Source organism: Enterococcus sp. DIV0712, from assembly GCF_050554855.1.
Lineage (GTDB): Bacteria > Bacillota > Bacilli > Lactobacillales > Enterococcaceae > Enterococcus > Enterococcus faecalis.
In genome coordinates, this window is sequence record NZ_CP187333.1 from 2249516 (window position 1) to 2262232 (window position 12717).

General features: G+C 36.7%; 13 protein-coding genes. 2 read left to right on the top strand and 11 right to left on the bottom strand.

Annotated features, from left to right (window positions below; all coding sequences use genetic code 11):
• Positions 1 to 10 precede the first annotated feature (10 nt).
• The 3 genes from IGL42_RS10745 to IGL42_RS10755 form a co-directional block, all read right to left on the bottom strand.
• Positions 11 to 160 carry a teichoic acid D-Ala incorporation-associated protein DltX gene (locus tag IGL42_RS10745; RefSeq protein ID WP_002356384.1) on the bottom strand — a complete coding sequence of 50 codons (150 nt, stop codon included), beginning with the start codon at positions 158 to 160 and terminating at the stop codon, positions 11 to 13.
• Between the two features lie 203 nt (positions 161 to 363).
• Positions 364 to 2460 carry an ABC transporter permease gene (locus IGL42_RS10750; protein ID WP_002384061.1) on the bottom strand — a complete coding sequence of 699 codons (2097 nt, stop codon included), beginning with the start codon at positions 2458 to 2460 and terminating at the stop codon, positions 364 to 366.
• Entirely contained in the window at positions 2450 to 3217 is a 768-nt protein-coding gene (locus IGL42_RS10755; RefSeq protein ID WP_002356382.1) for an ABC transporter ATP-binding protein, read from the bottom strand. The genes IGL42_RS10750 and IGL42_RS10755 overlap by 11 nt, the downstream gene beginning before the upstream one ends.
• Positions 3218 to 3622: 405 nt before the next feature.
• Here IGL42_RS10755 and nrdD point away from each other — a divergent pair, with 405 nt between their 5' ends.
• Both nrdD and nrdG read left to right on the top strand, forming a co-directional pair.
• Positions 3623 to 5806, top strand: a complete 2184-nt coding sequence (gene nrdD, locus IGL42_RS10760; RefSeq protein ID WP_002385686.1) for an anaerobic ribonucleoside-triphosphate reductase — start codon at positions 3623 to 3625, stop codon at positions 5804 to 5806.
• A 32-nt stretch (positions 5807 to 5838) separates the two neighbouring features.
• The gene (gene nrdG, locus IGL42_RS10765) at positions 5839 to 6435 is read left to right on the top strand and encodes an anaerobic ribonucleoside-triphosphate reductase activating protein (RefSeq protein ID WP_002356379.1); all 597 of its coding nucleotides are present in this window, start codon (positions 5839 to 5841) and stop codon (positions 6433 to 6435) included.
• Positions 6436 to 6479: 44 nt separating this feature from the next.
• Here nrdG and dinB read toward each other — a convergent pair whose 3' ends face one another.
• The 8 genes from dinB to IGL42_RS10805 form a co-directional block, all read right to left on the bottom strand.
• Positions 6480 to 7595: a DNA polymerase IV gene (gene dinB / locus IGL42_RS10770; protein WP_023894966.1), complete on the bottom strand. Its 1116-nt coding sequence runs from the start codon at positions 7593 to 7595 to the stop codon at positions 6480 to 6482.
• Positions 7596 to 7723: 128 nt separating this feature from the next.
• The gene (locus IGL42_RS10775) at positions 7724 to 8482 is read right to left on the bottom strand and encodes an ABC transporter permease (protein ID WP_002356377.1); all 759 of its coding nucleotides are present in this window, start codon (positions 8480 to 8482) and stop codon (positions 7724 to 7726) included.
• The gene (locus IGL42_RS10780) at positions 8466 to 9128 is read right to left on the bottom strand and encodes an ABC transporter ATP-binding protein (RefSeq protein ID WP_010710675.1); all 663 of its coding nucleotides are present in this window, start codon (positions 9126 to 9128) and stop codon (positions 8466 to 8468) included. Before IGL42_RS10780 ends, IGL42_RS10775 begins: the two co-directional genes overlap by 17 nt.
• Before the next feature lie 14 nt (positions 9129 to 9142).
• Complete coding sequence (rsmI, locus tag IGL42_RS10785; RefSeq protein ID WP_010710676.1) at positions 9143 to 10015, bottom strand: 16S rRNA (cytidine(1402)-2'-O)-methyltransferase; 873 nt, start codon at positions 10013 to 10015, stop codon at positions 9143 to 9145.
• 111 nt (positions 10016 to 10126) lie between these two features.
• Positions 10127 to 10474: a DNA replication initiation control protein YabA gene (locus IGL42_RS10790; RefSeq protein ID WP_002356372.1), complete on the bottom strand. Its 348-nt coding sequence runs from the start codon at positions 10472 to 10474 to the stop codon at positions 10127 to 10129.
• Positions 10467 to 11306, bottom strand: coding sequence for a PSP1 domain-containing protein (locus IGL42_RS10795; RefSeq protein ID WP_002356371.1), 840 nt, complete (start codon positions 11304 to 11306; stop codon positions 10467 to 10469). The genes IGL42_RS10790 and IGL42_RS10795 overlap by 8 nt, the downstream gene beginning before the upstream one ends.
• Positions 11307 to 11422: 116 nt before the next feature.
• Positions 11423 to 12373, bottom strand: coding sequence for a DNA polymerase III subunit delta' (holB, locus tag IGL42_RS10800; RefSeq protein ID WP_002384059.1), 951 nt, complete (start codon positions 12371 to 12373; stop codon positions 11423 to 11425).
• A gap of 1 nt (position 12374) precedes the next feature.
• Positions 12375 to 12704, bottom strand: coding sequence for a cyclic-di-AMP receptor (locus tag IGL42_RS10805; RefSeq protein WP_002356367.1), 330 nt, complete (start codon positions 12702 to 12704; stop codon positions 12375 to 12377).
• Positions 12705 to 12717: the final 13 nt, after the last annotated feature.

Sequence of the window (12717 nt, forward strand, 5' to 3'; positions counted from 1 at the left end):
AGCCGCCTCCTTAAAACTCGTTATAAATGAAGGTTCCTCCATTGATATTCTTGTAATGATAAAGATAAATTAATGCAATGACAATGAAAGAATAAAATAACGTTTTACCGATGAATTTAAGACTTTCGTTATTGAGAATTTTCTGAAAAGTTGTTTTCATTATCATTCACCTCCTAAGGTTAATCGCTATCCATTATTTTATGCTATATTTCAGCAAAGTCCATTGAAATTTCTTACAATTTAATAAAAAAACTAACAATTTCGTCACTTCTTAAATTTTCATGATTTTCATAAACGGAACTCTCATAATTTTTTCGCATAAAGAAACTGTAAAAACCGCTTCACAACGGCTTTTACAGTTTTTTAAAAATGGATGTGTCGAATCATCCGCGCATAAATGGCAGATGTTAAAATATAAAAAATTAGATAAACAATTATTAAGATTCCACAAGAAAGATATACTAACAAATATCCTGGACTCTTAATAAATTGGCTTAGCAAATAAATGGCAAAGGTAGTATGCAAAATCCCAATGACCATCGGCGGAAAGAAAATCAAACTATTCTGTCGATAAATTTGCTTAGTTATCGCTTTACTAGAAACACCCATCCGTTTTAAAGTCACGTAATCTTGACGCTCACTTACAGCTGAAAACAGTTGTCGTAACATCAAAATACTGCCCGTAATAAACAACGCTAAAATTGCCACAAACATGGAGACATATAAAGTCAAGCCGTTAATTTTTCGTTCATAGCGTAAAGAGGCGTAGCGATCATTCATATTTAGCCGCCAAGTTTCTGTGACATCATCTTGCGTATTCTTTACCTCTTCGTTAGGCATTTGTTTGGCAAAACCACTCAACTGCTGGTTATTTTTTTCATACTTATACAAAATTGGCGCTTGCCATTCTGTGGCAATCTGTTTATTTACGGCTTCATAAAGTTTTTCACGGCTTTTCGTGTCAACATTTACGGCGTTAATCTGATACTGAATGGAATTTTTTGTCACTTTCTGATAAAGGGCATCGGAAACGACAATCGTTGGTAAGGAATATTGCAATAAAAAATTACCTAGATAGTTAGGCAGCACTTGTTGCAGTTGTGCCTTCTCTCCTTCAACAAATTGCAGTTTCGATTCATAACGAGACATACCACTTAAAATATTGGTAAAGCTATCCATATAGATAACACTTTGGTCATTTTTTAAATGTAAATCGTTTAAATAAGGATTAATTTTTTGATAGTTGCGGTAATTTGAGAAGGATAAAACATTAACTGCTTCAATCGTTTCTTGTTCCTCTTGCGCTTGACCAATTCGCAAACTTCGTTCAATTCCAGTAATTTTATAAGAAAGTGTCACTTCATTTTTTATTTTGGTGTCCTTCGCTTCATCGAGAACTTTCTTCAATTTAGGATAGCTTTCCTGTGAAACTAAAAAGTCCACGGGGCCATCACTGTTGACCGTGTGCATACTAATCGTATACACAAAAACCATCACGCCGATCCCACTCAAGGCTGTCGCAATTAACAAGGTCAAACCAGTGAGTGTTTTGCTACTTTTAAATAAGTAGCGTTTGGCATTGCCTAAAGTAATCATGCGTAAATCTTGGTAATACCATTTTTTTCTATGATTAAATAAGCGAATGATAAAATACATGGTATAACGGAAAAATAAATAAGTTCCCACCACACAGAGACCCAAAATGATAAAAGGCGTCAATGTAATAATCATCGGAATCGAGATATCCAATGAATCATTTAATTGTTTATACACAATACCTGTCGCTAAATTCCGAAAATCAAACGCAATAAAATAACCAGCCAGTAAACAAATAGGTCCTAAAATACCTAGAAACTGCCGCCGTTTCGTTAAACGACTATAATTAATTTGACCAATTTTTTCTTGGTGCATAAGCTGCGACAATGGATAACGATAAATCATCCAAATACTTCTTAAGCAGACAATCAGAATCATAAATGCAAAAGCTACACCGGTTTCAATAACGGAACGCCAAGAAATATAGAAGAAACTGGGGACTTCTAAAAACATAACTTTGGCTAAAATCATTGAAAACAACTTGGTGAAAATCACTCCTAAAATAATTCCATTAATTAGTGAAACAAAGCCTAAAACTAAATTTTCTACTAAAAAAATTAGTGAAACTTGGCTCTTTCTCAAGCCAATTAATCGATACAAGCCAATTTCTTGGCTACGTTTTCCTATAAAAAAACGATTTGCTGCCAACATAAAGCCCAAAATAATAATGGTGACTAAGGTACTACCGAGTCCTAAAGATCGCTTAATTTCGATATCACGGCCTGCACCTGCGACAAGAGGCTGGTTGTAAGCAATCGCACGGAAACAATAATAAACGACCGCTGCAAAAGTCATACTAATGTAATAAACCAGATAATTAGGTACATGAGCTTTTAAATTTTTTAATGATAGTTTAAAAATCATTTGCGCGCCCGCCTCCACCAATCGTTGCTTGCATATCTATCACACGATTAAAAAATTCCTTACGTGATCCTTGACGAACAACTTCTGAGAAAATCGCACCGTCTTTAATGAACAAGATGCGATTGCAAAAACTGGCCGTGTACGGGTCATGTGTCACCATCAAAATTGTGGCATCATCATGTAGATTAATTTCAGCTAAATATTTCAACAATTCTGTTGCTGATTTTGAATCCAGTGAGCCAGTTGGTTCATCTGCAAAAATAATTTTAGGGTTCGTAATCAAAGCACGAGCAGCTGCTACCCGTTGTTTTTGTCCCACAGATATCTCTGGTGGATAAGCAGATAAAAGCTCCTGAATCCCCAAAATCGAAGTCACATGTAACAAACGTTTATCCATTTCTTCTAATGAAACTTTTTCTACAGCTAAAGGCAACAGAATATTGTCCTTCACATTTAACGTATCAATTAGGTTAAACGATTGAAAAATAAACCCCATTTCGTTTCTCCGAAAATCACTTAATTGATTATCTCGCATTTTTAAAATATCTTGTCCGGCGATGCGCACGATTCCTGCGGTTGGCAAAATAATCGAGGATAAGACATTCAACAGTGTCGATTTCCCAGCACCGCTGGGACCCATAATCCCCACAAATTCGCCTTCATCAACGGTAAACGAAATATTATCTAATACTTCTGTTTTATTATTTAAACGACCATATGTCTTGCTGACATGGTTTACTTCTACAATTTTTTTCATTTTTCTCGCTCCAACGTTTTGTTATTACTCTTATTTTACCAAGAAAAAATCTGAATGAACATCGTTTTATCTTACAATATCGTTCGGTAGTCAAAGAATAATTGGCATTTCGTGAATAAATCCGCAAACAATTATTATTTAATAATTGTTATTTTTTAGTGTTGCTTTTAGCAATTTGGCAAAAAACTCTTTGCTGTTTTTTAATTTTGACAAAGAATTTTTTTCACACAAAAAAATTTGCTCAATCCTTTTCTTCATTTGTTTTCATATTTTTTCAAAACAGCACAAGCACAATATATAGTGTTTGTCTAGTGATATTTTACTAAAAATACGCAATATATCGATTGAATTTAGCCGACCTTTGTATTAGGATAGTTACTAACGAGATATAAGGAGCTGGATAAAATGATGAAGATTACTGATGAAAAAGCCGAGGATGTTAATCTCTCAACAATTAAAGTCGTCAAACGAGATGGTCGTTTAGTGACTTTCGATGATCAAAAAATATACGACGCTTTGATCAAAGCTGAACAAAAAATACATGACCAAGTCACTCCTTTGACACATCAAAAAGTCCAATCGATTGTTGCCGATGTCAATCGAGAAATTGCCGAACGTTTTACCAATAACGTAAAAATTTATGAAATTCAAAATATTGTGGAACATACTCTGCTATCCAACAACGAATATGCCTTAGCCGAAGAATACATTCATTACAGAACCCAACGTGATTTTGAGCGTAGTAAAGCGACTGATATTAATGTATCTATCGGCAAATTAATTAATAAAGATCAGACTGTCGTGAACGAAAATGCCAACAAAGACAGTGACGTTTTTAATACGCAACGTGATCTAACCGCTGGGATTGTTGGAAAATCAATTGGTTTAAAGATGTTGCCTTCACACGTGGCTAATGCCCATCAAAAAGGCGACATTCATTACCACGATTTAGATTATCATCCATATACTCCCATGACAAACTGCTGTTTAATTGATTTTAAAGGCATGCTAAACAATGGCTTTAAAATTGGGAACGCTGATGTCGAATCACCAAAATCAATTCAAACGGCCACTGCACAAATTTCTCAAATTATTGCCAATGTAGCTTCCAGTCAATATGGTGGTTGCTCTGCCGATCGGATTGATGAATTATTAGCGCCTTTTGCGGAACGTAATTATGAAAAACATTTAGCAGATGCGCAAGAATGGATTGAAGGAGAAGAACGCCAAAAAGCATTCGCTCGGAAGAAAACGAAAAAAGATATTTTTGATGCCATGCAAAGTCTTGAGTATGAAATTAATACCTTATTTACTTCCAATGGACAAACTCCTTTTACTTCTCTGGGATTTGGTTTAGGTACCAACTGGTTTGAGCGAGAAATTCAACGTGCGATTTTACAAATCCGAATTAATGGTTTAGGGATTGAAAAACGAACAGCTATTTTCCCAAAACTGATTTTCACAATTAAACGCGGCGTCAATGCGCAACCTACTGATCCAAACTACGATATTAAACAACTGGCACTGGAATGCGCAACGAAACGCATGTATCCTGATGTTTTAAACTATGATAAAATCGTTGAACTAACAGGTAGTTTTAAGGTACCAATGGGCTGTCGTTCCTTTTTACAAGGCTGGAAAGACGAACAAGGTGAAGAAGTAAATGTTGGCCGAATGAATTTAGGCGTTGTGACCTTGAACTTACCAAGAATCGCTTTAGAAGCGCAAGGAAGCCAAGAAAAGTTCTGGCAAATTTTAAATGAACGTTTGGCGATCGTTAAAGATGCTTTGGTTTATCGGGTTGAACGTGTTAAAGAAGCTAAACCAGCGAATGCACCGATTTTATACATGTATGGTGCATTTGGAAAACGTTTAGCTACACAGGATGCCGTAGATGAACTGTTTAAAAACAAACGTGCCACGGTTTCACTTGGCTATATTGGCTTGTATGAAGTGGCTTCTGCCTTTTACGGCGGTGCTTGGGAGGACAATCAAGAGGCCAAAAACTTTACACTGGATATTTTAAAAGAACTGAAAAAAAATGCCGACAACTGGGGCAATGAATACGGCTATCATTTTAGTGTCTACTCTACACCGAGCGAAAGCTTGACTGACCGTTTTTGCCGTTTAGATACTGAAAAATTTGGCATCGTCGAAAATATTACAGATAAAGAATATTACACAAATAGTTTCCATTATGATGTACGCAAAAATCCAACGCCTTTTGAAAAACTTGATTTTGAAAAAGATTATCCAAAATACTGTTCTGGTGGTTTTATCCACTACTGTGAATACCCCATGTTACAGCAAAATCCCAAAGCACTTGAAGCTGTCTGGGATTACGCTTATGACAAAGTTGGCTATTTAGGAACCAATACGCCAATTGATCATTGTTATGCCTGTGGTTTTGAAGGGGACTTCCATCCAACTGAACGTGGCTTTGAATGTCCAGAATGTGGCAATCATGATCCTAAGACTTGTGATGTCGTTAAACGGACTTGTGGTTATTTAGGTAACCCGCAAGCTCGCCCAATGGTACATGGTCGTCACAAAGAAATTTCCTCTCGTGTGAAACATTTAAAAAATTAAACTCGATTATTCTATAGAAAGAAGTTTTGCTGATGCGTAATCCGAAACCACAAGAATGGAAAACCGAAGACTACAGCCAAAAAAAGATTGCCGATTACAAAGCGTTCAACTTTGTTGATGGCGAAGGTGTACGCAATAGTTTATATGTGAGTGGCTGTCTCTTTGCTTGTGAAGGTTGTTTTAACAAAGCTGTCCAAAATTTCAATTACGGTACGCCGTTTACAGAATCTTTAATGAATCAAATTATTGAAGATTTGTCCCATGACTATGTCCAAGGTTTGACTCTTTTGGGTGGTGAACCTTTTCTGAATACAGATGTTTGTCTTAGTGTGGTCAAACGTGTGCGGGAAACATTTGGCTCAGCCAAAGATATCTGGTCTTGGTCTGGGTATACCTTTGAAGAACTACTTTTAGAAACGCCTGATAAGCTTGAACTACTCCATTCAATTGACATTTTAGTTGATGGGCGCTTTGAACTGGCAAAACGTAATTTAAATTTACAATTTCGTGGCAGTAGTAATCAACGGATTATTGATGTACCCAAATCACTTGCTGCTGGCAAAGCTGTTATTTGGGAAAAATGTCATGACGCCGAAACGTCTTATGAACAAATCAAAAAATCAATTTAAAAAAGTTAGCCCTTTAGCCATCTCTTGAGGATGTGTCTAAAGGGCTAACTTTTTTCCCATAAAGGTAAAACAATGTTTTCATACGCTAGTGGATCTAAATTCGTTAAAGTAATGCCTAATAAACGGATTCCTTGTTCTAAACCTAAAATATCTTCCCAAATTAAATTCGCTTGATAGAAAAGTTCTTCTTTTTTAGAAATATATTCAGGTAATGTCACACGTTTCGTAATCGTCGTATAGTCAGTATAACGAACTTTTAGGACTACTGTTTTGCCATGTTTTTGCACTCGTTGCAATGCACGCTCAACACCTGCTGCTAATTGTCTCAATTGAGCCGTAACCTGCTCTTCCGTCGTTAAAGGGGTGCCGTAAGTATGTTCCTTGCCTACCGACTTACGATCTCTAGTCACTTGAACTGGCGCATCATGGATACCACGGACTTTACGATACAATGAATAACCCATTTTACCGAATAACCGAATCAACGTCATCTCATCTTGCTTGTATAAATCTGCTCCAGTAAAAATCCCTAGTTCATGCATTTTAGGCACTGTTTTTTTGCCGATTCCGTGAAAATCTTCAATCGGTAATGCTTTCAAAAAATCTTCGGCCTCTTCTGGTAAGACAACCGTCAGACCCTTTGGTTTCTGGAAATCTGATGCTAACTTGGCTAAAAACTTATTGTAACTAACACCTGCCGAGCAAGTTAACTGCAATTCATGCCAAATATCATATTGGATCATTTTCGCAATTTTAATAGCCGACTTACTGTTGACCTTATTTTCAGTTACATCTAAATACGCTTCGTCAATAGATACCGGTTCAATCACATCTGTATAGCGGCGAAAAATTTCACGGATTTCTTGAGAAATTTCACTATATTTCTGATAATTACCTGGCTTAAAAATGGCACTTGGACATAGTTCATACGCCTTTTGAGCACTCATAGCCGAGTGAATACCGTACTGTCGAGCAATATAATTCGCTGTGGTCACCACTCCTTTGCCCCCAGTATCACTTGGATGGCGCGCAATAACTAACGGATGTCCTACTAACTCTGGATGATCTCGTTCTTCAACTGAAGCAAAAAACGCGTCCATATCTATATGTATAATTTTTCTCGACGTATCTTTTTTTAAGGGAAAACGTAATTCGCTCATCATTTTGATTCGCCTCCTCCCTCTATTATATACGAACGTCCGTTCTTTTTCAAATTGAAACTTCTTTATTTCAACCAGAAAAAGCTGAAAATCCGTGAAGTTATAAACACAGATTTCCAGCTTTTTAATTAAACAACCAATTGTTTTTGTTGATTATAGTAGCCTTTATAGGCAAGATAAGTTGCAATTACTGAACCAATACTTGTTGCTGATAGCAACATAAAAGTCACCATAATCTGATATTTTATCGCATGGACAGGATCAACGCCCGCAAAAATTAAGCCTGACATCATCCCAGGTAAACTAACAATTCCGACAGTTTTGGCAGAATCAATCGTCGGCGCCATCCCGGTTTTCACACTTTGTTGGATAATTGGTAAAGAGGCGAGTTTGATAGTTGCACCTAATGCTAGTTTCTCCATTACCGCTTGCCGTTGGTTTTGAAAAAGAGTATCTAAATTGCGATAGCATAAACCAATTGCCACCATCGAATTGCTGGCAATCATCCCACTGATAGGAATGATTTGAGAAGGAATAAATTTAATAGAACCAGAAAAAATCAAAATACCAATGGTAATTCCTGTACTACAACCAATTGCAATGAAAGAAATCAAAAAGCCCTTTTGTAATTGCTGGCTGCGTTTTTTTGCATTAAAGGCTGCGTTGGAAACAATCACCAAAACCATGATGAGCGTTAAAATCAGGTTATTGACTTGAAAAACATATTTTAATAAATAGCCGACTGCGACTAATTGAATGACTGCTCGAATCACACTAATAATAATATCTTTGGTAAAACCTAATTTTTCTTTAGTACTAATAATTAATGCGACCACCACTAGCATGGCTGAAAAAAATAAGGATAAATTATTAACTGCTAAATCCATCTGTCGGCGCCACCTTTCCTGCTACAATACGAATCACTTGCTGTGCTTGCTGAATTTCTTCGGTATCATGCGTGACACGAACCAGCGTGACTCCTTGCTCTTTGTTTAATTGGTTTAACAATTGATTGACAATCTGTTTGCTTTCTTCATCTAATCCCGTTGTAACTTCGTCTAATAATAAAACATCTGGTACAAAAATAATGTTTCGTAGCAAAGCAACCCGTTGTCGCTCACCACCAGAGAGTTCGGCTATTTTCTTTTCAAGATAAGCAGCGGGCAATTTCACTTGTTGGAGTAATGCCACGACTTTTTCCTGATTAAACGCTTCTTGTCTGACGGTAAATGGAAATAACAAATTATCATACACGGTTTCACCAAATAAAGTTGGCTGCTGAAAACAATAAGAAACCTTTTGGCGGTATGTTTCGATTGGTATTGTAGTAATTGGCGCTTCTTGATAAAAAACTTCGCCTTCTGTAGGACTTAATAATGAAGATAAAATTTTTAAAAATGTACTTTTCCCGCTACCTGAAGGACCAACAATTGTTGTATTGCTGCCTGTTTCAAATGACAAATCAATATCAGAAAGAATGCTACGACCATTTACTTGATAAGACACGCCTTCTGCTCGCAATAAATTACTCATGTTTCTCTCCTTTTTTAAATGGAATGATATTCTTTATATACTTCTTGTTTTTTTACATTTCTCAATTTGGCCACTTCTTTGATTGCATCTTTTGAACTCCGTCCCTCTTCCTCCATTAAAACTTGCACATGTTCCTTGAGGGAAATAGCTGGCATTGCGGCTATTGTCTCTTTCTCACCAGTAAATCCGCTAACTAATAAACAACACTCGCCTTTTAGCGTATTTTCTGCTAAATATTCTGTTAGTTCTCCTAAGGTACCTCGTAAATACTCTTCGTGAAGTTTCGTTAATTCTCGACAAATCACAGCGGGGCGTTCTTGACCATAGACTTCAGCAAACGTTGCTACCGTTTTAGCAATCCGATAGGGGGACTCATAAAAAATCTGTGTCGGCCGCTCTTCTTTTAATGCTGATAACACGTCTTTCTGTTCTTTTTTCTTTCTTGGTAAAAAACCATAAAACGTAAATGGCTGTGGTAAAAGACCCGAGGCAATCAAGGCGGTCATTCCTGCCGTAGGTCCTGGCAAGGCAATCACTGCCAGTTCTTCTTCAAGACATGCTGTAACCAATTCATGACCAGGATCACTAATTGAAGGCATACCTGCATCGCTAACTTGGGCAATCGTTTCACCACTCAGCAATCGTGTAATCAGTTGAGGAATTCGCTCTTTGTAATTATGTTCGTGTAAACTAATTTGTGGTGTTGTAATCTCAAAATGATTTAGCAATTTTTGTGTGTTTCTTGTGTCCTCACTAGCAATTACCGTTGCTTCTTTCAATATGTTTAAACAACGAATACTCATATCTTCTAAATTGCCGATCGGTGTTGGGACAAGATACAATTTTCCTTTTGTTGTTTGCTTATCAAAACTTTTCTGTTTTTGCATAGCGCATCCCTCATTTTCCTTTTTCGTTCTATAAATAGATAAAGGTTTGATTTGACAATCGATTGACTGTCAAACCAAACCTTTCCTTTTTATTTGCAGTGTCCACTAGACTTAACGCGTACGTTCCCCATAAATAACATCAAGACAAAAGGCACATTCTTCATCATTTTCACGTCTTGAACCATATAAAATATTGCAGACATGGAAGCCCTCTTCATAAAGTTTTTCCAAATTCATACGTGATTTTGATAGCTCTTGTTTTTCAGTTTCAGTTGTATTTCCTGCTAACTTATTCAGTTCTTGGAGATGCTCTCGTAAGCGTTGGTTTTCGATTTCCAACGTGGTATTTTTTTCTACCAACTCATGGAGTGCTGCTTTAATTTCTCTTAATTGTGTCACTGAACTGTCTAAATCAGTTTCCAACGAATTTAATCCATCATAGAGCGAACGTTTATCCATTTTGATCACCTTTTTCAGCAGCAACTTTCGCAGTAGCTTCTTTGATTTCTTCGTAATCATAATCCGCTGCGATTTCACGACCATGCAGACGAACTTTGACAATCCGACTTAATAGATTCAACCCGACGACTTTGCCTTTGCCATCTGGTGTTATTACTTCTTTTCCATAATCTGGTAATTCTTTTTTAGCGGCTTCATATTCGTCGTTTTCGTATTTCAAACAACACATTAAGCGGCCACATAATCCCGAAATTTTGACAGGATTTAAAGATAACCCTTGATCTTTAGCCATTTTGATTGAAACTGGCATAAAATCTCCTAGAAATGTTGAGCAACATAGTTGTCTGCCACAAGGGCCAATGCCACCTAATATTTTCGCTTCATCTCGGACACCAATTTGACGTAACTCAATTCGCGTCCGGAAAATAGCCGCTAAGTCTTTGACTAATTCACGAAAATCAATTCGCCCATCTGCCGTAAAGTAAAAAATCATTTTGCTACGATCGAAGGTATATTCTACTCGCACTAATTTCATTTTTAAGTCATGAGCTCGAATTTTTTCATTGGCAATGCTTTTGGCAGCTTCTGCATCAGCCAAATTTTTTTGTTCTTTTTCTAAATCATTGGCTGTTGCTTTATTTAAAATGGGTTTTAGGTCCTCTGGTAAATCGTCTGAATCGACTGTTTTTTTAGGAATAGCAACAGTAGCTAATTGTTTTGACTGTTGAGATTCAACGAGTACTTTCTCATTATAAATATACTCAGATTTTCCAGGAGCAAAATAATAGATATGACCGGCTTCACGGAAGCGAACTCCTACTACTTCTACCATTTTATTCCTCCTAATCTAGTTCAAGTGAACGTCGCTTCAATCGGTTAAGGAACTTGCTGAAACAATTAAGTTCCTACTATATTATGAAACTGAATGCCACTTGGCACTTTTTTCCTTTATGATTTAGGGTGAATCATTTGGATAACTAATTGTTCACAAACATTTTGCCAACTAACATTGGCAGTCCATTTTTGGCGTGCTTTCAAAATTAGCGCCAACCGTTCCGCCTGCTCTTCCGTTACTTTTTTGGCTTGCTGTGTCGCAACACTTTCTTCCAATAATTGACGGTAATAAACCATGAGCAAGTCAAAGCTAAGCGCTTGTTGTTCTTTTTCCTTAAATACTTTGACCATTTTCTTCTGAACGTAGATAAATGCCTGTAAATCATTACTTTTTAGATAATTAAACCATTGCAAAATGATTTCCCTAGCTTCATTAAACCATTCATCTTGAGAGATTTCAACTGCTTTCTCAAAACTATTTGTCAGCTCAGCTAAAAGGGTTGCAGTCTTTTCACCAATCCCCTGTTTGATTAAGCGATCAATTAATGTTTTTTTGACTAATGGTTGAAAATGTAAGGTTTGGCATCGTGATTGAATCGTTGGTAAAATTCGAGAAAGCGAAGTGGTTTCTAAAATAGCTAAAATTTGTCCTTCTGGTTCTTCTAAAAATTTTAAGAGACTATTGGCTGCGCCGGTACTCATTTTATCTGCTTCTTGAATTAAGAAAACTTTTTTAGCAGTCTCGACCCCACTTTTAGAAAACTCCGCTTTTAATTCACGGATTTGGTTCACTTTGATGGTTTGCCCATCTGGCGCAATTCTTAAAACATCTGGATGTTCATTTTCATTAATCCGCACACAATTATGGCATTCGTTACAAGGCTGTTGATTTACTAAATTCGTACAAAAGACATGTTTCGCCATCCATAAGCCAAATTCTTGTTTTCCAGTTCCTGTATCTCCTTCAAAAAGATAAGCATGGGCAAGACGACCATGCTCAAAACTTTTTTGGAGTTGCTTGTACAGCAAAGGTTGCATTTGCTGTAGCTGTTGTGCTTCATTCATCTTAATATTGATGGAATCCTTCAACTGGTAAGACGAAGCAAGTAGCGCCGCCTACTTCAACTTCCACAGGATAAGGAATTTGGCCATCCATTGTGATATCTAAAGTCACAGGTGTTGAAACATATTGTTTTCTTGATTGACATGTTTCTTTAATTAAAGCTAATGTTTCGTCGACACGTTCATCATCAATCCCAATAATAAATGTGCTGTTTCCCGCTTTTAAGAACCCACCTGTTGAGGATAATTTTGTAGCACGAATATTGGCATCAATAAATTCGTTGGCTAATCGGTTACTATCTTTGTCTTGTACAATGGCTAAAATAATCTTCATGGTCTACACCTTC